Origin of the sequence: Microbacterium sp. CSI-V, assembly GCF_001984105.1 — a bacterium.
GTDB lineage: Bacteria > Actinomycetota > Actinomycetes > Actinomycetales > Microbacteriaceae > Microbacterium.
Window position 1 is genome coordinate 50,074 of sequence record NZ_MTQM01000009.1, and the last position, 20,123, is coordinate 70,196.

Genomic DNA, 20,123 nt, shown 5'->3' on the forward strand with positions numbered 1-20,123 from the left:
GCGGGGGTGCGCGGCGTCTCAGACGTCGATGCGCTCGCGCGCCAGCCGATCGCTGGAATCGACGATGAACTCCCGGCGAGGGGCGACGTCGCTGCCCATGAGGAGATCGAACACCTGGGCCGCCTCTTCGATGTCGCGCACCTGCACCCGCCGCAGGGTGCGGCCGGCGCGGTCCATCGTGGTGGTCGCGAGCTGATCGGCATCCATCTCGCCCAGGCCCTTGTACCGCTGGATCGGTTCCTGCCAGCGCTTGTTCGACTTCTTGAGCTTCGCGAGCAGGCCGTGCAGCTCCTGCTCGCTGTAGGTGTAGATCGTCTCGTTGGGCTTGGACCCGGGATTCATCACGATGACCCGGTGCAGCGGCGGGACGGCGGCGAAGACGCGCCCCGCTTCGACGAGCGGGCGCATGTAGCGGAAGAACAGGGTCAACAGCAGAGTGCGGATGTGGGCGCCGTCGACGTCGGCGTCGCTCATCAGGATGATCTTCCCGTAGCGTGCGGCGTCGAGGTCGAACGAGCGGCCGGAGCCCGCGCCGATGACCTGGATGATCGAGGCGCACTCGGCGTTGGACAGCATGTCGCTGATCGACGCCTTCTGCGTGTTCAAGATCTTGCCGCGGATCGGGAGCAGGGCCTGGTACGCGCTGTTGCGGGCATCGCGCGCGGTGCCGAGCGCCGAGTTCCCCTCGACGATGAACAGCTCGGAGTCGGCCACGTCGTTCGAGCGGCAGTCGACGAGCTTCGACGGCAGCGAGGACGACTCGAGCGCGTTCTTGCGGCGCTGCGTCTCTTTGTGGGTGCGCGCGGAGATGCGCGCCTTCATCTCGGAGACGACCTTCTCGAGCAGCAGCGCCGTCTGCGCCTTGTCGTCGCGCTTGGTCGACGCGAAGCGCTCGGTCAGCTCCTTCGAGACGACCTGCGTCACGATCTGCCGCACGGCCGGGGTTCCGAGGACCTCTTTCGTCTGGCCCTCGAACTGCGGCTCGGGAAGACGGACCGTGAGGACGGCGGTGAGACCCGCGAGGATGTCGTCCTTCTCGATCTTGTCGTTGCCGACCTTGAGCTTGCGCGCGTTCTGCTCGACCTGGGTACGCAGGATCTTCATGAGGCCCTGCTCGAAGCCCTGCTGGTGCGTGCCGCCCTTGGGCGTGGCGATGATGTTCACGAACGACCGCGTGGTCGTGTCGTAGCCGGTGCCCCAGCGCACGGCGATGTCGACCTCGCACTCGCGCTGCACCTCGGTCGGCACCATCGAGCCGCCGGGCTGGAGGACGGGCACGGTCTCGGTGAACGTGCCCGTACCGGTCAGCCGCCAGGTGTCGGTGATCGCGGAGTCGGGGGCGAGGAAGTCGGCGAACTCCGAGATGCCCCCGTCGAAGCGGTAGCTCGTCTCGACCGGCTCGTCGCCCCGCTCGTCGGAGATGACGATCTCGAGACCTGGGACGAGGAACGCCGTCTGCCGGGCGCGCTGCACGAGCTCGTCGAAGCCGAACGCGGCATCCTTCGTGAAGATCTGCCGGTCGGCCCAGTACCGGATGCGGGTACCGGTCGCGCCGCGCGGGGCCTTGCCGACGACCCGCAGCTCGCTGCTCGAGTCGTACGGCGTGAAGGCCGAGTCGGGACCGTCGCCCGCGAACACCCCGGGCTCGCCGCGGTGGAACGACATCGCGTACGTCTTGCCGCCGCGGTCGACCTCGACGTCGAGGCGCTCGGACAGCGCGTTGACCACCGAGGCGCCGACGCCGTGCAGACCGCCGGAGGCCGCGTACGACCCGCCGCCGAACTTGCCGCCGGCGTGCAGCTTCGTGAAGACGACCTCGACGCCCGTGAGTCCGGTGCGGGGTTCGACGTCGACCGGGATGCCACGGGCCCGGTCGCGGACCTCGACGCTGCCGTCGGGATGCAGCAGGACGTCGATCCGAGTGCCGAATCCGCCGAGGGCCTCGTCGACGGAGTTGTCGATGATCTCCCACAGGCAGTGCATGAGACCGCGGGAGTCGGTGGACCCGATGTACATGCCCGGGCGCTTGCGCACCGCTTCGAGTCCTTCGAGGACCTGGAGATGATGGGCGGAATACTCGGACGTCACGATCTCTCAGCGTAATCGGCGGCTCCGACATCGGCTTGCAGACACACAGCGAGGTCGGGTCACCGTACGCGCACAGCGAAATGTGATCAAGCCGCGGCATAGGCGAAACATCCGCGTGGTTGTATATGGAGACTCGCCCACGATCACCCGAGGAGGGCACCCGACATGACCACCACGACTGCACCCGACGCGTCCGCCGTCCTCGATCACCGCCTCACGGCAGCCGATCGCTGCGACTCCTGCGGAGCGCAGGCCTACATCGCCGCCGAAGTCAACGGCAGTGAGCTCCTCTTCTGCGCCCACCACGGGCGCAAGTACGAAGAGAAGCTCCGCAGCATCGCCACCTCGTGGCACGACGAGACCGCTCGTCTGCACGCCGCCGACTGACCCTTCACGTCCGAACGGGCTCCGACTGCGCTCACCGAGCGCGACGGGGCCCGTTCGTCGTATCCCGCCGGGGGACGAGCGGTGACACCCGGAGCGCGATCTCCTCGCCGATCGTGTCGATGAGTTCGGCGAGGTCGGTGGCCGACGCCACTCCCCCGCGCCCCCACACCGTCACGATGTCACCGGGCGCGGCCTCCGACCATGTCTCGACGAGCGTGGAGCCCGGCTCGATGGTGAGGACGCGCCGGGGTCCCGCCGGGGTCGCCACCGAGAAGCGACCCTCCAGGACCGAGGGGAGCCCGTGCAGGCTGCCGAGGTCGAGGCGTACCGCGTCGCCCTCCACCGCCGTGACCGTCGCGACGAGCGTCGAGATCGGCTCGATCCCGAGCTCCCCTTCGCCCGGGCCGCCGGCGGGGCGGATGCCGTAGGAGAATGCCCCGACTCTGACGATGTCCTCGCGGAACGGCGCTCGCGCGAACCCCGCCGCACTGGCGGCCAGGTGCGAGAACCGCGGCGCCAGGCCCGCGTCGACGGCCGCAGCCCGTGCGGCGAGGAAGATCTCGCGGGCGTCGTCGTCGTCGGCATCCGAGGCCTCCGCGATGTGCGACCACAGCCCCTCGAACGAGGCCTTCCCCTCGCCGACGAGGGTCGACAGGGTCTCGAGCGCTCGACTCCAGTCCTCGGGACGGATGCCGTTGCGGTGCAGGCCCGTATCGATCTTGAGGTGCACCCGGGCCGGTGACGGCAGCGTGTTCTGCGCCGCGAGGTCGGCGAGGAGCGCTTCGTCGCCGATGCCCAGGTCGAGGTCTGCGGCGATGCCGCCCGCGAGGTCGTCGGCTCCCCCGAGAAGCCAGACGAAGATGCGCACGTCCGGGCCCGCGACGGCGCGCACCGCGCGCCCGGTCTCGACGTCGAACGCGCCGATCCAGCTCACACCCTCGGCCACCGCTCGCCGGACGATCCGCTCGAGTCCGTGGGAGTAGGCGTCGTCCTTGACGACGAGCATGTGCCGTGCGGGCGCGACGGCCTCCCGGACACGGGCGAGGTTTCGGGCGAAGGCGTCGAGGTCGACCCGATATTCGGCGCTCACGCGATCACCGCCCGCACGGCGCGGGCACCGACGGCGGCGACGATCTCGCCGGCGGTCCAGCCGGTGGCATCCGTCCACTCCCGGAGCGAGGGGGCACCGGCCTCGGGATCCCCGAAGAAGACCACTTCGCCGCCGCGCGGGGGACGCGCGGCGTCGACGTCGACGACGCAGACGTCCATGGCCACTCGCCCGACGATGCGATGGCGACGACCGTCGATGACGACGTCGGCGACGTTCCCGAGCGAGCGCACCACGCCCTGCGCGTACCCGCCGGTCACCAGCGCCACGGTCGTGTCGCGCGGCGCACGGTGGGTATATCCGTACGAGACGCCCTCACCGGTGAGCAGCGCCTTCGTCCCGAGGACACGCCCGTGCAGCGACAGCACCGGCCGCGCGCGAATGTCTCCGCCCGGAAGACCGAAGAGGGTGGCGGCCTCGAGCTCGTCGGGGTCGACCCCGACGGATGCCAGGACGGATGCCACCCACTTGGCGCCGTGTCCCCACGCATCGGCGGCGAGCACGTCGTCGGCGGCGCCGACCGGCGCGAGCCGGGCGTTCGCGCGCAGGTTCCGCTCCGACACACGAGCGACGGGAGAGACTCCCCCGGCGGTGTCGGATGCGGCGGGCACCACGGCGTCGGGAGTCATCAGCGGCGGAGGGCGTCGCCCATCAGCCGCTCGTGGCGCGGTCGCGAGCCCTCGCGGATACCGGTCGTGCTCACGCGCGTCTCGTAGAGCCCGGGGATCCAGTTGCCCTCGATGAGGACCGGCCCCTCGGGTCCGACCGCGACGTCCCAACCGACGTACGGAACCTCGGGGATGCGCCGGGCGGCCTTGTCGACGAGCGCGAGGGCCTGATCCCAGAGCGGAACCTGGAAGTCCACGATGGACTGCTGCGACTCGGGGTGGACGTCGTAACGGCTCTTGTGCTTGCCCGTGTGGCCGGGGCCGACGGAGTGCCCGTCGTCGTCGAGCATCGTGAAGAAGCCGCCCCAGGTGAACTGGTCGCTCACCGCTCCGCGCCCGAACTTCTGGACCATCACCATGGGGTGGACGGTCTCGCCGTCGAAATACGTGGTGATGCGGGTCGTGTTCACCGTCCCCGCGCAGTACGACGCGAGGTAGGGGTGCTGCACGATCGGCTGCTCGATGAGGATCTGGCCTTTTTCGACGAGCTCGGCGCGGAAGGCGTCCCAGTCCGTCACCTCGGCGGTGTCGTAGCGGAAGACGCCCTTCCCTTCGCGGCTCACCGGCACCTTCGCGATGATCACGGGGTGGCGCTCGGCGAAGTCCTTGAGCGCGGCGGTGTCCGTGGTGTCCAGCTGCATCCACTCGCGCCCCAGGAACTCCTCGAACGCGCGGTTGAAGTTGAGCTTGTTCTCCAGCGTCTTGGCGACCTCGCGGTCGTTCACCGCGGTGGCGAGGTGGTGCTGGATGAGGGAGGTCATGAACGTCTTGCGCTCGCGACGGTTCAGCAGCGCGAAGTCCGCCTCGTAGTAGTCGATGTAGGCGGTGTCGTGGAACGCCGCCCACCAGAGCATGTCGACGAGCACGAACGGGGCGAACTTGCCCTGCTCCTGCCCGATCTGACGCGCGAACGTCCAGACGCGGGAAGGGCGGAATGCGGCGACGCGCTTGAGGAAGTAGGCGGCGCGCGCCTTCGGGGAGATGTCCATCGGCAGGCTGATCGCTTTCTCGTCCGGAGGTCAGTCGCCGCTCAGATGAACGTCCGTCGCAGCGCTTCCGAAGTACCCATCATACGAGGCCGACCTCCGGGAGCCGGCGCCCCGGCGGCTCGGTGGCGCTGTGTTAGCGTGTCGAGGTGTCACAGAGGTCTCTGCGCGTCCGGTACCTGTTGCAGCGAGCTCGACGCCTGAGCCTGGGCAACGTCACCGAGTTCGCCGGTCAGGTGAAGAAGGTCTCCCGCGCGCCACTCCCCGTCATCATCGCCGACATGCTCTGGTCGTCGGTGCGCTACGAGATGGGCTTCCGCGACTACGCGGTCTGGGACATCCGTCTCCTCAACGGTCGTGAACGACGGACCTGGATGACGCACCCCAAGGCGATCCGCCTGAACAACACGCTCAACGGCCCCAATTCGGCGGCCCTGCTGGGCGACAAGCCGCGGTTCTACCGCGACTTCGCGGACATGATCGGCCGCGAGTGGATCGACGCCTCCACGGCGACCGAGCAGGAGCTCACGGACTTCCTCGCACGGCATCCGCGTGTCCTGGTCAAGCCCGCGCTCGGCGAGGGCGGTCGTGGCATCACCACCTTCACCCGCGACGAGATCCCCGACGTCGCCGCGTGGCGCGCGACCCTGGTGTCCGAGAACCGTGCGTTGGTCGAGGAGATCCTCCCCCAGCACGCGGACATGGCCCGCCTGTACCCGGGCAGCGTCAACACGCTCCGGCTCATCACGTTCCGCCGCGACGACGGCAGCTTCCACCTCATCGCCTCCGTGCTGCGGATCGGCAACGGCGGGGTCGTCGACAACTTCGCCGGCGGTGGCATGTTCACCATGGTCGACGACGTCGGTGTCGCGCAGTGGGCCGGTGTCGACAAGAACTCGAACGTGTTCGCGCGGCATCCGGTGACGGGCGTCGACATCGCGGGATTCCAGGTGCCGCTGTTCGCCGAGGCGCTCGCCATGGTCGAGGAGGCCTCGCGTCGCCTCCCCACCGTGCCGTACGTGGGCTGGGACGTCGCCATCACGCCGGACGGCCCCGCGCTCATCGAGGCCAACCACAACTCCAGCGTGTTCCAGATGAAGCCGAGCGTGTCCGGCATCCGGACGGGGCTCCTGCACCGCTACCGCGACGCGATCGGTCCCGGCATCCTGGAACGTCGCCGCTGAGCAGCGTCGGCCAGCGGACCGCCCAGACCCGACGCGTCAGCGGCGCCCGAAGCGCCCGCGCACGAGCGTGATCGCGGACGTCAGCTCCGGCGTCCGCAGCCCCGCGAGGATGCCGAGGTAGATCGCCCCCGCGACGGAGCAGATGAGCGCAGTGCCGACCGCGCCGAAGAACAGGTTGTCGAGCATCCACCCCTGATCGGCGCCGGACCACAGGTAGATCCCCCACCCGGCGAAGGCGGCCGGGATCGCGGCGCCGACGAAGACCGCCAGCGAGGTGACGGCCTTCCGGATGCCGAGGGGGCCGATCTTCCGGCGGAGCAGCCAGATCGCGAGCAGGAGCTCGAGGATGCCGCAGAGCGTCTGCACGGAGGCGACCGTGGCCGTCAGGAACTCCTTCGGGACCATGACGGCCAGGAGCGTGAGGACGACCACGAGGACACCCTGAGCAAGAGTGAAGAAGAACGGGGTCCGCGTGTCGCCGTAGGCGTAGAACGTCCGCTGGATGATGAACAGCACGGCCATCGGTACCAGGCCGACGAGGAACGCGACGAGCACGGGCGCGGCCAGGAGCGCGTCGCCGGCGCTGCTGGTGAAGATGCGCGAGGCAGGAGCTGCCGCGGCGATGAGTGCGCCGGCCGAGATCACGACGAACAGGCCGAGGATGCGGATCGCGGCGCTGATGTCGGCGCGGACGTCGTCGCCGCGACCGGCCGCGGCGTGTTCGGCGATCCGCGTGAAGTACGGCGTCCCGATGGACAGCACGATCAGCGAGTACGGCACCATGTAGATCAGCCAGGCGTTGCCCCACACGGCGACTGACGCGTTCTCGCCGGACGCGGCGCTCATGACGTTCACCTGGACGAGCCCGGCGAGCAGCGTCACGACGACCATGCCGAACGTCCAGGTGGCGAGGCTCCCCATGCTGCCGAAGCCCACCCCGCGCCAGCGGAAGTCGGGACGGAGCGGGATGCCGGATCGGCGCCAGGCGACGGCGAGGACGACCGTCTGCGCGATGATGCCCAGCGTCGCCGTTCCGCCGACCAGCGCGATGGAGGACGGCGTCCACCATCCGACCTCGGTGCGGTGGAACCCGAACAGCACGATGAACAGCCCGAAGCCCGCGATCGAGACGATGTTGTTGATCACGGGCGCCCACGCGTACGGAGTGAACATGCGGCGGGCGTTCAGACTCTCGCCGATCAGCGCGAACATGCCGTAGAAGAAGATCTGCGGCAGGCACCAGTAGGCGAACGCCACCGTCAGGTCGCGCGTCGCGCCGTCGTACCCGCTCGCCATCACCGCGACGAGCGCCGGCGCGAGCGCGAGCGCCACCGCCGTGGTCAGGAGCAGGATCGCCGCCCCGGCCGTGATCAGCTTGGGGAGGAAGATCCGACCACCGTCGGCCTGCGCGCTCACCGCCACGACGCGGGGCACGATCACTCCGGTCAGCAGACCCGTCGAGATCAGCGTCAGCACCGTGTTCGGCAGCTGGTTGGCGACGTAGAAGGCGTCGGCCGATGCGCCCACCGAACTGATCGCGGCGACCAGGACGATGGTGCGCACCAGCCCCGTCATGCGCGACACCAGGGTGCCCGCGGCGATGAGGCTGCTCGCCCGTGCGAGATTCATCGAGTGCGCGTCAGGCCGCGGCGCGGACGATACCCAGCGGCGTGGACTCGTGTCCCTGACCGAGCGGGTTGTCCTTCAGGATCGCGACGAGACGCTTCTCTCCGGCCTTGTCCATCGTCGAACCGAGGATGTTGCCACCCAGGTCGTTGATGTCGACGACGGCGACCTCGAGATCGATGCCCAGCAGCGCCTTCAGGCGTGTCGCGACCTCGCGCGGACGCTCCGGACCCAGCACGACGGCCTGGTTGTACGGCGGGATCGTGCCCTTGGTGGGGCCGTCGATGGCGCGCGCCTTGTCACCGGCGATGCGGTAGAAGTCGCCCTTCCGCCCGAACGCCTTGGTCACGGCCGAGACGGCCGCGGCGAACAGGATGCGGGGGGTGCCGCATTCGCGCAGGGCCATCTCCATCGTCTCGGGCATGCCGAGTCCGATGCCGTACGGCGTCCGGGTGACGTACTTCGACAGGAACAGGGCGAGCTTTCGCGGCTTGATGCTGTCGAGCTTGAACGAACGACCCTGCGTGATCGCCACGATCTTCTCGGTGACGAACAGCAGGTCGCCCGGCTGCACGGCATCCTTCGCGTACTCGAGGATGAACGCGTCGAGATCGTCGCCCGGCATGACGACCCGGGTGCGGATCGGGATGCGGGCGTACGAGGTGCCCTCGACGGTGCGGGTGAGCGCCTTGCCGGCGTTGGCCTCCGCGCTCATTCGAGGTAGTCCCGCAGCGACTGCGAACGGCTGGGGTGCCGGAGCTTCGCCATGGTCTTGGACTCGATCTGGCGGATGCGCTCACGCGTCACGCCGAAGGTGTCGCCGATCTGGTCGAGCGTCTTGGGCTGGCCGTCGCCGAGACCGAAGCGCATGCGGATGACGCCCGCCTCGCGCTCGCTGAGCGAGTCGAGGAGCGACTCCAGCTGACGCTGCAGCATGGTGAAGCCCACCGCGTCGGCCGGGACGACCGCCTCGGTGTCCTCGATCAGGTCACCGAACTCGCTGTCGCCGTCTTCACCGAGGGGCGTGTGCAGCGAGATCGGCTCGCGGCCGTACTTCTGCACCTCGATGACCTTCTCGGGGGTCATGTCGAGTTCGCGGCTCAGCTCTTCCGGGGTGGGTTCGCGACCGAGGTCCTGCAGCATCTGGCGCTGGACGCGCGCGAGCTTGTTGATGACCTCGACCATGTGCACGGGGATGCGGATGGTACGGGCCTGGTCGGCCATGGCGCGCGTGATCGCCTGACGGATCCACCAGGTGGCGTAGGTCGAGAACTTGAAGCCCTTGGTGTAGTCGAACTTCTCCACCGCACGGATCAGACCCAGGTTGCCCTCCTGGATGAGGTCGAGGAACTGCATGCCACGACCGGTGTAGCGCTTGGCGAGCGAGACGACGAGACGCAGGTTGGCGCCGAGCAGGTGGCTCTTGGCGCGCTGGCCGTCGCGGGCGACCCACTGGAGGTCGAGGCCCAGCTGGCTGGTCTTCTCGGCCGCCGACATGTTCGACAGCTTCTCTTCCGCGAACAGACCGGCCTCGATGCGCATGGCGAGCTCGACCTCTTCGGCCGCGTTCAGCAGCGGGACCTTACCGATCTGCTTCAGGTAGTCCTTGACGGGGTCGGCCGTGGCGCCGGTGATCTGCGCCGAGTAGACCGGGACGTCGTCCTCGTCGCTCGAGGAGATGACGATCGCGCCGGTGGGAAGTGCCTCGGCGGGCGCGGCGGGCGACTCGTCGTCGTCGTCGCTCTCGTCGTCGGACTTCTTCGCCGCGGGCTTGGCCGCGTCGTCTCCGTCGGTGTCGTCGTCGTCGGAGTCGTCGGCGACCTCGATGTCTTCGTCGATGTCTTCTTCGACGTCGTCCTCTTCGAGGTCGTCGTCGGACTTGGCCTTGGACTTCGCCTTGGCCGGGGTCGCCTTCGCCTTGGCGGGAGCCTTCTTGGCCGCGGTCTTCTTCGACGCGGTCGTGGTCTCCTCGGCAGCGTCGAGGTCGGTGTCCTTCTCACTGCCGGAGCGGGTCTTGGTGTTCGTGCCTGCCACGTTTCGCCTTTCACCGGGAACGCATGTTGCACGGCCGCCGGTCGTTCTCGGACACTAGTAAGACCCTTGTCAAGTCCGATCCTGTGGAGCGGGCTCCAGGTTCGGCCGACAACGGGTCAGGTTCTTCATTGTCTCACATCCCCAGCGCGGGACTTGACGTGCACCGGGCATCTATGCGTATGCAACGACGCGTGATCCCTCGGTATTCCCTGTGACGCGGGAGCGATCCCACGTCACAGGCCCGTCGTTCCGACGTCCGGACCGCGAAAGGCGCTCCGCGCGTCGACTTCCTGTGCGTCAGCCCAGCCGGCCGCGGCGATCGTCGTCGCCCGGTCGATTCGCGAGGAAGCGCTCGAGTTCCGCCGCCAGTTCGTCGGCGCTCGGCAGATCGCCGGTGTGGATGATGGGCGTCGCCTGCGTCGAGCCCGCCATGTACGCGTCGTAGCGCTCCTCGAGGCCCTGCAGCATGCGCGTGAGCTCTTCGCTGCCCTCGACCTGCTCGGTGACCTTCCCGAGGAACTCGCGGTTCTCTTCACGCAGCACTTCGCCGGAGAAGACGAGTCCCGTGGCGACGGTCAGGCTGTCGAGACCGGCCAGCGCCGCCGCGGGGTACTCGGTGTCGCCGAGGTAGTGCGGGACGAGAAGGGCGAAACCGGCGATCTTCGCCCCGGCTTCGGCGAACCGGTACTCGAGCAGATGACCCACCGTGGAAGGGATCTGCGTGTGCGGGCGCCAGACCGAGTGCGCCTCGGCGAGGTCGCTTCGAGTACCGCTCACCGTGGTGCCGATCGGGCGGGTGTGGGGCACGGGCATGGGAATGGCGTGCACCCAGGTGATCGAGGACACCTGGAGGCCGGCGCTGAGTTCGAGCACGCTCTCGGCGAACGCCTCCCAGAGGAAGTCGGGTTCGTACCCCGCGAGCAGGAGGAACGGATGACCGAGCGAGTCGTGTGCGAGTGAGAGCTCGAGACGCGGGGGCCGGTAGTCCGTCAGGTGGTCTTCGACGAAGGTGATGACGGGACGCCGCGCGCGGTAGTCGAGCAGCGTGTCGTTGTCGAAGACCACGACGGGGTGGGGTTCGAGATCGTCGCGGAAGTACTCGACCAGACGGGTGACCGCTCCGCCCGCGTCGGTGAATCCGGTGAGCGCGATGACCAGCGGGAGCCCGGATGGCACCGGCGGCGCGGCGGGGGCGCGGTCGTACAGCGGTGCGGGATGCGGCATGCCTCCACTCTACGAGCCGTGTCCGACACGACGACGGCGGTGCGTCCCGCTGCTAGCGAACACCCGCGAACCTAGGATGGAAGCTATGCCATTCCCCTCCGTGACGTACTCCGATGTCCCCGTCCTCGACTCCGGCGCCGATGCGATCCTCCTGGTGGTCGCGAAGTCCGACGGCTCGGAGCCGGACCCCGCGGGATGGGACGGTCTGAAGGCTTCGCTCGCCGCCGTGGGTTTCTCCGGCGGCGCCGGTTCGTTCCAGCGGGTGCACGTCCCCGGTGTGACCCTCCCGGTCGCGGTGGTCGGCGCGGGCGCGGCGCCGGACGTGGCCGCCCTTCGGGATGCGGTCGGTACGGGCCTGCGCCAGCTGACGGGTTTCGAGCACGTCGCGGTGCAGCCGCTGGTGGATGCCGCCTGGGCTCCGCTCGCCGAGGGTGCGGCGCTGGGCGGTTACCGTTTCGCCGGGTACAAGAGCGAGACGCCGAAGGCCCGCGCGTCCCGCGTGAGCGTCCACGGGACGACGCCGCCCACGGATGCCGAGCAGACCGGGGTTGCGGCGGTCGCCGGTGCGGTCGCGCTCGTGAAGGACCTCGTGACGACGCCCGCCGAGTGGCTCGGTCCGGCCGACTTCGCCGACGCCGCCGTCGCGGCCGTCGAGGGCCTTCCCGTCACGGTGACCGTGCTCGACGAGCACGCGCTCGCGGACGGCGGCTACGGCGGCATCCTCGGCGTCGGCCAGGGCTCGGATCGTCCGCCGCGCCTGGTCCACCTCGAATACTCCCCCGTCGATGCCGACCGCCACGTCGCCCTCGTGGGCAAGGGCATCACGTTCGACACCGGCGGGCTGTCGCTGAAGCCCGCGGCATCCATGGTCGGGATGAAGTACGACATGTGCGGTGCCGCGACGGTGCTCGCCGTGCTCCGGGCCGCCGCCGAGATAGCTCTGCCGGTCCGGGTGAGCGCCTGGCTGTGCATCGCCGACAACATGCCGTCGGGTCGCGCGACGCGCCCGGGCGACGTGCTGCGCATGCTGGACGGCACCACTGTCGAGGTGCTGAACACCGACGCCGAGGGGCGCCTGGTGCTCGCCGACGGGCTCGTCGCCGCGAGCCGCGAGAACCCCGACCTCATCGTCGACGTGGCCACCCTCACGGGCGCGATCACGGTCGCTCTGGGCAACCGCCACACCGGGGTGATGGGCGACGACGAGGCGGTGGCCGAGTATCTCGCCGCCGCGGGCCGCGTGGCCGAGCTCGCCTGGCAGCTCCCCCTCCCCGCGCACATGGTCGACGAGCTGGACTCCCCCATCGCCGACCTGCAGAACGCCAAGATCGGCGACCCGGCGGGCGGGTCCCTGTTCGCCGGCCTCTTCCTGCGGCATTTCGTCGGGCGCGTCTCCGAGGATGCCGACGCTCCGCGCATTCCGTGGGTGCACCTGGACATCGCCGGTGTCGGGATGAACAAATCCGCCCCGCACGGGTTCACGGACAAGGGCGTGACGGGCGCCACGGTGCGTTCGCTCGTCGAACTCCTCTCCGCGGGGAGCGCGCGGTGACCGAGTTCACGGCCGACGTCGTCGTCCTCGGCGGGGGCAGCGGCGGCTATGCCGCCGCCCTGCGGCTCGCCGAGCTGGGCAAGGACGTCGTCCTCGTCGAGAAGGACAAGCTCGGCGGCACCTGCCTGCACCGGGGCTGCATCCCCACGAAGGCGCTGCTGCACGCGGCCGAGGTCGCCGACGCGGCTCGCGGTGCGGGCGACATCGGCGTCCTGGCGTCGTTCGGGGGGATCGACCCCGCCGGCGTCCGGGCCTACCGCGAAGGCATCGTCGCGAAGGAGTTCAAGGGCCTCGAGGGGCTCATCTCCGCGCGCGGCATCCGCGTGGTCCGGGGCGAGGGCTCGCTCGAGAGCGGCGCGACCGTGCGGGTGGGCGACGACGTCTACCGCGGGTCGGACGTGATCCTCGCGACCGGGTCCTACAGTCGGACGCTCCCGGGGCTCGACATCGGGGGTCGCGTCCTCACCAGCGAGCAGGCGCTCGACCTGGATGTCGTGCCCGAGCGCGTGGTCGTGCTCGGCGGCGGGGTCATCGGCGTGGAGTTCGCGAGCGTGTGGCGATCGTTCGGCGTCGAGGTGACGATCGTCGAGGCGCTCCCCCATCTGCTGCCCGCGGAGGACGTCTCCTCCAGCAAGTCGCTGGAACGCGCGTTCCGCAAACGCGGGATCGGGTTCCAGCTCGGGCGGCGCTTCTCCTCCGTGACGCAGACCGAGTCCGCCGTGACCGTGAGCCTCGACGACGGGACGAACCTCGAGGCCGACTACGTCCTCGTCGCGGTCGGCCGGGGGCCTGCCACCGCGGGTCTGGGGTTCGAGGACGCGGGTGTCCGGCTCGACCGCGGGTTCGTCCAGACCGACGAGCGACTGCGCACCACGGCCCCGCACGTCTGGGCCGTCGGAGATATCGTGCCCGGGCTCCAGCTCGCGCACCGCGGCTTCCAGCAGGGCATCTTCGTGGCGGAGGAGATCGCCGGTCTGTCTCCCGTCCTCGTGCCCGACGTCGACGTGCCGCGCGTCGCCTACTCGCACCCCGAGGTCGCCTCCGTTGGGCTGACGGAAGCACAAGCCCAGGAGCGCTTCGGTGCCGATGCCGTCCGCGCCTACGAGTACAACCTGGCAGGCAACGGCCGCAGTGAGATCATCGGGACCGCGGGCATCGTGAAGATCGTTCGCCGCATCGACGGTCCCGTCGTCGGGGCTCATCTCGTCGGAGACCGCGTCGGCGAACTCATCACGGAAGCGCAACTCGCCGTCGGGTGGGAAGCCCACCCCGAGGACATCGCCCCGTTCGTCCACGCCCACCCCACGCAGAGCGAAGCATTGGGTGAGGCCTTCCTCGCCCTGGCCGGCAAGCCCCTGCACGCACTCTGACCCCCAGCCGTCACTAAGCTAGACACCGCATCCGGTACGAAGGAGACATATCCATGAGCACTTCCGTCGTCCTCCCCGCTCTCGGCGAGAGCGTGACCGAGGGAACGGTCACCCGCTGGCTCAAGCAGGTGGGTGACACCGTCCAGGAGGACGAAGGTCTGTTGGAGATCTCGACCGACAAGGTCGACACCGAGATCCCCTCGCCCGTCTCCGGCGTGATCGAGGAGATCCTCGTCCAGGAGGACGAGACCGTCGAGGTCGGCGCCGTCCTGGCGAAGATCGGTGACGGCTCCGGCGCGCCGTCCTCGGACGACGCTCCCGAGGCCGCCCCGGCCGAGGAGGCCCCGGCCCCCGCCGCCGAGGAGCAGGCCGCGCCGGCCGCGGAGTCGGCCCCCTCCGACTCGGCCCCCGCCGAGCAGTCCGCCCCCGCCGCGTCGTCCGACGCGACCGAGGTCAAGCTCCCCGAGCTCGGCGAGAGCGTCACCGAGGGCACGATCACCCGGTGGCTCAAGGCCGTGGGCGACGACGTCGCGGTCGACGAGCCCCTGCTCGAGATCTCGACCGACAAGGTCGACACCGAGATCCCCTCGCCGGTCGCCGGCACGCTGCAGGAGATCCTCGTCCAGGAGGACGAGACGGTCGCCGTCGGTTCGGCCCTCGCCCGCATCGGAAGCGGCGCGGCCGCCCCGGCCCAGGCGCAGCCCGCCCCGGCCATCGAGGAAGAGCCCATCCAGCAGCCGCAGCCCAACGAGGTGCCCGAGCAGCCCGCTACCCCCGCGGAGCAGCCCGCCGCCCCCGCGCAGGAGAAGCCGGCCGAGCAGCCCGCCCCGGCGGCGCAGCCTGCCGCTCCGGCCGCGACGCCGTCGGCTCCCGCCTCCAGCGGCGACGAGGTCACGTACGTGACGCCGCTGGTGCGCCGCCTGGCCCAGCAGCAGGGCGTCGACCTCGCCACCGTCACCGGTAGCGGCGTCGGCGGACGGATCCGCAAGGAGGACGTCCTCAAGGCCGCCGAGGCCGCGAAGTCGACCCCGGCTGCCGCTGCCGCCCCCGCTGCTGCCGCCGCACCCGCTGCGCCGGTCGAGGTCTCGCCGCTGCGCGGAACGACGCAGAAGATGTCGCGTCTGCGCAAGGTCATCGCCGAGCGCGCCGTCGCATCGATGCAGGCCACGGCTCAGCTGACGACCGTCGTCGAGGTCGATGTCACCAAGGTCGCGGCGCTCCGGGATCGCGTCAAGGGCGAGTTCCAGCAGAAGACGGGGGACAAGCTGTCGTTCCTCCCCTTCTTCGCCCTCGCCGCCATCGAAGCGCTGAAGACCTATCCGATCATCAACTCGACGGTCGAGGGCGACGAGATCGTCTACCCGGCCCACGAGAACGTCGCGATCGCCGTCGACACCGAGCGCGGCCTGCTCACCCCGGTCGTCAAGGACGCCGGCGAGAAGAACATCGCCCAGCTCGCTCGCGAGATCGCCGACCTGGCGGCCCGGACGCGCGACAACAAGCTGAAGCCTGACGAGCTCGCCGGTGGCACCTTCACCCTGACGAACACGGGTTCGCGTGGTGCGCTGTTCGACACGCCGATCGTCTTCCTCCCGCAGTCGGCCATCCTCGGCCTCGGTGCGGTCGTGAAGAAGCCCGGTGTGGTCTCGGTCGACGGCAAGGATGCGATCTCGGTCCGTTCGTACGTCTACCTGGCGCTCTCGTACGACCACCGCATCATCGACGGTGCCGACGCGGCTCGCTTCCTCGGTGCGGTCAAGGCCCGTCTCGAGGCTGCGCAGTTCGAAGGCGACCTCGGGATCTGATCTCCGCCCTTCCCGGCTCATGATGGCTGGTCCGCGACGTCTCTGACGGAGCGGACCAGCCATCGGTCTTCCTGCCGGACGAGCGTGACGTACTGAGTCCGACCGTCCGCCGAGAGTCGCACCACCGCCAGCCCGCCGAAGTCGTCGACCACGTCGAGGTCGGCGACGGCGGGATCCCAGGGGGCCGGATCGCCCGAGCCGGCGGCGGACTCGCGGAGCCGCGAGGTGCACTCTTCGTCCGCGCACGCCGCAAGAGACGCCAGCAGGCTCGCCGCCGCAGCGCGCACGTCGTCGGTCTCCGACGCTGCCGCGCCCGCCCCGACAGCGTTCTCTTCGCTCGCGGCCGATGGTGATGCCGGGCGGTCGGAGGACGAGGCCGTCCCCGGCACCGGTGCCGCGTCTTCGGGATCGGGTTCCGCCGAGAGCGCACCTTCCGCGGTCGGCGTCGCGGAGGGCAGACGCCCGGGTGGGGCGGTCGCGGCCGCGGCCGACGCCACCCCGGCCGGGTGGTCCTCGCTCGTCGTGGCCGGCTCCACCCTCGGGACGAGCGTCATCGCCACGACGGCGAGCACGGCCGCGACGCCGACACCCAGTGCCAGCACGGGCGGTCGGATCCGGCGCACGGACGCCGCGACGCGCCCGATGAACGTCGGAGCGGTGGCATCCTGCTCGTCGCGTGCCGCGCGCGGCGCGACCGCCTCGGCGGGTGCCAGAGGACCGAGCACGAGCGGTTGTGGCTCGACGACGGCGAGGAGACGCTTCTCGAGGAGGGCCCACGTGGGCGGGGGCTCCGTCAGCACTCCGTCGCGCAAGCGTGCGAAGCCCGGCCGGACGTCGGCGCTCACGAGCGACGCCACTTCGTCGAGGACGGCGACCGTGGCGGCGAGCACGTCGTCTCCGCCCGGGTGGGCGACGAGGACCGGCCGCCCCTCGGGGGTCAGCCGCCACTCTCCGGGCGCGGCTCGTGACGGAGCGGTGGCGCATCCGCGCACGACCGCGATCGCCAGCGTCGCGGCTTCGCCCGCCGTCAGGGCGTGGGGGCTTCGGCCTCGACGGCGGAGGTAACCGGAGACGGTGTCGATCGTCGGCGGGGATGGCGTCGGCTGCATGCCTCGAGGCTGTCGCAGCACGCCGCAGACCGGCGGGCCGCCGAAGGCGTTCCGGGGAGGGATCCGCGATCACGGACGAAGGGGAGGAGGGGTGCTGAGGGCGAAGATAGAATCATCTGCATGGCCGCTCGCACCTCCACCCTCGAGAAGCGTCCGGGATTCTTCTCCCAGCTTCGCACCCTGTACACCTTCACGCAGAAGGAGTACCGCTGGCTGCCCTTCGCGCTGGCCGGCATCGTCCTCGCGGGCACCGGGCTCGGCGTGCTCGTCGGCTTCCTGATCCCTCCGGTCGCCGTCTGGAGCGTCATCCTGTGGGGTGTGACGGGTCTCCTGGCCGGCATCCTGGTCGGGATGATCATGATGACCCGTCTGTCCACGCGGGCCATGTACCGCCGGATGGACGGCATGCCGGGCGCGACCGGTCACGTCATCTCTTCTTCGCTCGGCCGCAACTGGCAGGCGTCCGAGACGCCCATCGGCGTGAACCCCCGCACGCAGGAGGCGGTCTACCGCGCGATCGGCCGCGGCGGCGTGGTCCTCATCGGTGAGGGTTCGCAGACGCGCCTGTCCCGTCTCGTCAATGAGGAGCGGGCGCGCGTCCAGCGGGTCGCCGCCGGTGTTCCGGTGACGGTGTTCTATGTCGGACACGGCGATGGCGAGGTCGAGATCAAGAACCTGGCCTCCGCGATCAAGGCCCTGCCGAAGAAGGTCGACCGCACGACGCAGGCGGCGGTCATCAAGCGCGTGTCGTCGGTGTCGCAGGGGTTGTCGTCGTTGCCGATCCCCAAGGGCGTCGACCCGACGAAGATGCGCGCCCCGCGTCCCCGCTGATCATCGACGAACGGCCCCGCTCCGGCGGGGCCGTTTCTCGTTGTTCAGCTGCGGACGAGCACCGTGCCGACGGCCTTGTCGTGGAGGCCGCGTTGGTCGGAGTCCCACACGACGGCGGGGATGATGACGCCCAACAGCAGGGTGCGGATGATCGGGCGCCAGACGCCCACCCATCCCCCGGATGCCAGCTCGAGACGCATCCCCAGCAGGCGGTGCCCCGGACTCCCGCCGATCAGCGGGATGAACACGATCTGCACCAGGAAGAAGATGAGATTGGTCGCGAGCGGGTTCGCGAACGGAACCCCCGTCACCGGATCCGGCGCCGAGAAGAACGCGAAACCGATGAGGCCGGCGCACGCGACGTCGATCAGCAGCGCGGCGATGCGCCGACCGGGACGTGCGATGGACCCGCGTCCCTCGCGGGGAAGGCCGAGCCGCTGGCCCGGATACTCGTTCTCGACGGGGACGGTCACGGCATCCAGCGTAATCGGGCCTCCGTAACATGCCGGAAACATCCGAGATATGACCGAGACACCGGTTCTGGATAGGGTCGAGGAGGTCGGCTCAGGCTGGCCGATCCCGAATGTTCTACCTCTGGAGTCTTCATGTTCAAAGATTCGTCCGAGGTGCTGAAGTTCATCCAGGACGAGGACGTCAAGTTCCTCGACATCCGTTTCACGGATCTTCCTGGCGTGCAGCAGCACTTCAACATTCCCGCGTCGACCGTCGACGAGGAGTTCTTCACCGTCGGACAGCTGTTCGATGGCTCGTCGATCCGCGGGTTCGCGAACATCCACGAGTCGGACATGCAGCTCATCCCCGACGTGACGACGGCGTACCTCGACCCGTTCCGCGAGGCGAAGACGCTCATCATGGTCTTCGACATCTACAACCCGCGCAACGGCGAGATCTACTCGAAGGACCCGCGTCAGGTCGCCAAGAAGGCCGAGAAGTACCTCGCCTCCACCGGCATCGCCGACACCGCATTCTTCGCGCCCGAGGCCGAGTTCTACATCTTCGACGACGTCCGCTACGAGGTGAAGCAGAACGCCAGCTTCTACTCCGTGGACTCCGAGGAAGGCGCCTGGAACACCGGTCGCGTGGAAGAGGGCGGCAACCTCGCCAACAAGACGCCCTACAAGGGCGGCTACTTCCCCGTCTCCCCCGTCGACAAGCAGGCCGACCTCCGCGACGACATCAGCCTCAAGCTGATCGACGCCGGCCTCATCCTCGAGCGCGCTCACCACGAGGTGGGTACGGGTGGTCAGGCTGAGATCAACTACCGCTTCGACACCATGGTGCACGCGGCCGACGACATCCTGAAGTTCAAGTACATCGTCAAGAACACGGCTCTCGAGTGGGGCAAGGTCGCGACCTTCATGCCGAAGCCCCTCTTCGGTGACAACGGCTCGGGCATGCACACCCACCAGTCGCTGTGGAACGACGGCAAGCCGCTGTTCTACGACGAGACCGGCTACGGCGGGCTCTCCGACCTCGCGCGCTGGTACATCGGTGGCATCCTGGCCCACGCCCCCGCCGTGCTCGCCTTCACGAACCCGACCCTCAACAGCTACCACCGTCTGGTGAAGGGCTTCGAGGCTCCGGTCAACCTCGTGTACTCGGCCGGTAACCGCTCCGCGGCCATCCGTATCCCGATCACGGGCACCAACCCCAAGGCCAAGCGCATCGAGTTCCGCGCGCCGGACGCCTCGGGCAACCCGTACCTCGCGTTCGCCGCGCAGCTCATGGCCGGCATCGACGGCATCAAGAACCGCATCGAGCCGCACGAGCCCGTCGACAAGGACCTCTACGAGCTCCCCGCCGAAGAGGCCAAGAACATCCCGCAGGTTCCCAACTCGCTGCTGGACTCGCTCGAGGCCCTCCGCGCCGACCACGAGTTCCTGCTCGCCGGTGGCGTCTTCACCGAGGAGCTCATCGAGACCTGGATCGAGTACAAGATCGAGAACGAGATCCAGCCGATCGCTCAGCGTCCGCACCCCTTCGAGTACGAGCTGTACTTCGGAGTCTGATCTCCGGATCATCCACGACCAAGCCCGTCCCCGCCGTTTCGCGGGGGCGGGCTTCGTCGTTGGCGGTCCGTGCTAGATATCGCAAGCCCTGTGCATAACCGTGCCAGACCTCGCGAGGTTT

17 protein-coding genes are annotated in these 20,123 nt (G+C 69.4%); 7 read left to right on the forward strand and 10 right to left on the reverse strand.

Annotated elements, in window-relative coordinates:
- Nucleotides 1-18: 18 nt before the first annotated feature.
- Nucleotides 19-2,091, reverse strand: a complete 2,073-nt coding sequence (locus CSIV_RS10960) for a DNA gyrase/topoisomerase IV subunit B (protein WP_139340688.1) — start codon at nucleotides 2,089-2,091, stop codon at nucleotides 19-21.
- Nucleotides 2,092-2,253: 162 nt separating this feature from the next.
- On the opposite strand from CSIV_RS10960, the gene CSIV_RS10965 reads away from it, so the two are divergent.
- The gene (locus CSIV_RS10965; RefSeq protein WP_077051464.1) at nucleotides 2,254-2,475 is read left to right on the forward strand and encodes a DUF7455 domain-containing protein; all 222 of its coding nucleotides are present in this window, start codon (nucleotides 2,254-2,256) and stop codon (nucleotides 2,473-2,475) included.
- A 31-nt stretch (nucleotides 2,476-2,506) separates the two neighbouring features.
- Here the strand turns inward: CSIV_RS10965 and CSIV_RS10970 are convergent, their stop codons facing one another.
- The 3 genes from CSIV_RS10970 to CSIV_RS10980 are packed head-to-tail and all read right to left on the reverse strand — an operon-like array spanning nucleotide 2,507 to nucleotide 5,240.
- Nucleotides 2,507-3,565, reverse strand: coding sequence for an alanine racemase (locus CSIV_RS10970; protein ID WP_077051465.1), 1,059 nt, complete (start codon nucleotides 3,563-3,565; stop codon nucleotides 2,507-2,509).
- Nucleotides 3,562-4,212 (reverse strand): alanine racemase, encoded by a 651-nt coding sequence (locus CSIV_RS10975; RefSeq protein WP_077051466.1) that lies wholly within the window; start codon nucleotides 4,210-4,212, stop codon nucleotides 3,562-3,564. Before CSIV_RS10975 ends, CSIV_RS10970 begins: the two co-directional genes overlap by 4 nt.
- Nucleotides 4,212-5,240, reverse strand: a complete 1,029-nt coding sequence (locus tag CSIV_RS10980) for a sugar-transfer associated ATP-grasp domain-containing protein (RefSeq protein ID WP_077051467.1) — start codon at nucleotides 5,238-5,240, stop codon at nucleotides 4,212-4,214. Before CSIV_RS10980 ends, CSIV_RS10975 begins: the two co-directional genes overlap by 1 nt.
- Before the next feature lie 146 nt (nucleotides 5,241-5,386).
- Here CSIV_RS10980 and CSIV_RS10985 point away from each other — a divergent pair, with 146 nt between their 5' ends.
- The gene (locus tag CSIV_RS10985) at nucleotides 5,387-6,421 is read left to right on the forward strand and encodes a sugar-transfer associated ATP-grasp domain-containing protein (RefSeq protein ID WP_077051468.1); all 1,035 of its coding nucleotides are present in this window, start codon (nucleotides 5,387-5,389) and stop codon (nucleotides 6,419-6,421) included.
- A gap of 36 nt (nucleotides 6,422-6,457) precedes the next feature.
- On the opposite strand, the gene murJ is transcribed toward CSIV_RS10985, so the two are convergent.
- From murJ to CSIV_RS11005, 4 genes are all read right to left on the reverse strand, one after another.
- Nucleotides 6,458-8,050: a murein biosynthesis integral membrane protein MurJ gene (murJ, locus tag CSIV_RS10990; RefSeq protein ID WP_077051469.1), complete on the reverse strand. Its 1,593-nt coding sequence runs from the start codon at nucleotides 8,048-8,050 to the stop codon at nucleotides 6,458-6,460.
- Between the two features lie 10 nt (nucleotides 8,051-8,060).
- Nucleotides 8,061-8,762, reverse strand: a complete 702-nt coding sequence (locus CSIV_RS10995; RefSeq protein ID WP_077051470.1) for a coenzyme F420-0:L-glutamate ligase — start codon at nucleotides 8,760-8,762, stop codon at nucleotides 8,061-8,063.
- A complete protein-coding gene (locus CSIV_RS11000; RefSeq protein WP_077051471.1) occupies nucleotides 8,759-10,081 on the reverse strand; it encodes an RNA polymerase sigma factor in 1,323 nt (440 codons plus the stop codon). The genes CSIV_RS10995 and CSIV_RS11000 overlap by 4 nt, the downstream gene beginning before the upstream one ends.
- Nucleotides 10,082-10,378: 297 nt before the next feature.
- Nucleotides 10,379-11,305 carry a proteasome assembly chaperone family protein gene (locus tag CSIV_RS11005; protein WP_077051472.1) on the reverse strand — a complete coding sequence of 309 codons (927 nt, stop codon included), beginning with the start codon at nucleotides 11,303-11,305 and terminating at the stop codon, nucleotides 10,379-10,381.
- Between the two features lie 85 nt (nucleotides 11,306-11,390).
- Here CSIV_RS11005 and CSIV_RS11010 point away from each other — a divergent pair, with 85 nt between their 5' ends.
- From CSIV_RS11010 to sucB, 3 genes are read left to right on the forward strand one after another with little or no spacing between them, the layout of a single operon-like run.
- Nucleotides 11,391-12,857 carry a leucyl aminopeptidase gene (locus CSIV_RS11010; protein WP_077051473.1) on the forward strand — a complete coding sequence of 489 codons (1,467 nt, stop codon included), beginning with the start codon at nucleotides 11,391-11,393 and terminating at the stop codon, nucleotides 12,855-12,857.
- Entirely contained in the window at nucleotides 12,854-14,227 is a 1,374-nt protein-coding gene (lpdA, locus tag CSIV_RS11015) for a dihydrolipoyl dehydrogenase (protein WP_077051474.1), read from the forward strand. The genes CSIV_RS11010 and lpdA overlap by 4 nt, the downstream gene beginning before the upstream one ends.
- A 53-nt stretch (nucleotides 14,228-14,280) precedes the next feature.
- Nucleotides 14,281-16,032 carry a 2-oxoglutarate dehydrogenase, E2 component, dihydrolipoamide succinyltransferase gene (gene sucB, locus CSIV_RS11020; protein WP_077051475.1) on the forward strand — a complete coding sequence of 584 codons (1,752 nt, stop codon included), beginning with the start codon at nucleotides 14,281-14,283 and terminating at the stop codon, nucleotides 16,030-16,032.
- A gap of 17 nt (nucleotides 16,033-16,049) precedes the next feature.
- Here sucB and CSIV_RS11025 read toward each other — a convergent pair whose 3' ends face one another.
- Nucleotides 16,050-17,141, reverse strand: a complete 1,092-nt coding sequence (locus CSIV_RS11025) for a hypothetical protein (protein WP_077051476.1) — start codon at nucleotides 17,139-17,141, stop codon at nucleotides 16,050-16,052.
- Nucleotides 17,142-17,261: 120 nt separating this feature from the next.
- Between CSIV_RS11025 and CSIV_RS11030 the strand changes: the two genes are divergently transcribed.
- The gene (locus CSIV_RS11030) at nucleotides 17,262-17,972 is read left to right on the forward strand and encodes a DUF4191 domain-containing protein (RefSeq protein WP_077051477.1); all 711 of its coding nucleotides are present in this window, start codon (nucleotides 17,262-17,264) and stop codon (nucleotides 17,970-17,972) included.
- A 44-nt stretch (nucleotides 17,973-18,016) separates the two neighbouring features.
- Here the strand turns inward: CSIV_RS11030 and CSIV_RS11035 are convergent, their stop codons facing one another.
- Complete coding sequence (locus CSIV_RS11035) at nucleotides 18,017-18,445, reverse strand: RDD family protein (protein ID WP_238592367.1); 429 nt, start codon at nucleotides 18,443-18,445, stop codon at nucleotides 18,017-18,019.
- Nucleotides 18,446-18,577: 132 nt separating this feature from the next.
- Between CSIV_RS11035 and glnA the strand changes: the two genes are divergently transcribed.
- Entirely contained in the window at nucleotides 18,578-20,002 is a 1,425-nt protein-coding gene (gene glnA, locus CSIV_RS11040; protein WP_076490424.1) for a type I glutamate--ammonia ligase, read from the forward strand.
- The last annotated feature ends 121 nt before the right edge of the window (nucleotides 20,003-20,123 follow it).

Coding starts and splice junctions, on each gene's coding strand:
- CSIV_RS10995 (WP_077051470.1), bottom strand. CDS start 8,762: ATGAGCGCGGAGGCCAACGCCGGCAAGGCGCTCACCCGCACCGTCGAG.
- glnA (WP_076490424.1), top strand. CDS start 18,578: ATGTTCAAAGATTCGTCCGAGGTGCTGAAGTTCATCCAGGACGAGGAC.
- CSIV_RS11010 (WP_077051473.1), top strand. CDS start 11,391: ATGCCATTCCCCTCCGTGACGTACTCCGATGTCCCCGTCCTCGACTCC.
- CSIV_RS10975 (WP_077051466.1), bottom strand. CDS start 4,212: ATGACTCCCGACGCCGTGGTGCCCGCCGCATCCGACACCGCCGGGGGA.
- CSIV_RS10980 (WP_077051467.1), bottom strand. CDS start 5,240: ATGGACATCTCCCCGAAGGCGCGCGCCGCCTACTTCCTCAAGCGCGTC.
- CSIV_RS11030 (WP_077051477.1), top strand. CDS start 17,262: ATGGCCGCTCGCACCTCCACCCTCGAGAAGCGTCCGGGATTCTTCTCC.
- CSIV_RS10965 (WP_077051464.1), top strand. CDS start 2,254: ATGACCACCACGACTGCACCCGACGCGTCCGCCGTCCTCGATCACCGC.
- CSIV_RS11005 (WP_077051472.1), bottom strand. CDS start 11,305: ATGCCGCATCCCGCACCGCTGTACGACCGCGCCCCCGCCGCGCCGCCG.
- CSIV_RS11025 (WP_077051476.1), bottom strand. CDS start 17,141: ATGCAGCCGACGCCATCCCCGCCGACGATCGACACCGTCTCCGGTTAC.
- murJ (WP_077051469.1), bottom strand. CDS start 8,050: ATGAATCTCGCACGGGCGAGCAGCCTCATCGCCGCGGGCACCCTGGTG.
- sucB (WP_077051475.1), top strand. CDS start 14,281: ATGAGCACTTCCGTCGTCCTCCCCGCTCTCGGCGAGAGCGTGACCGAG.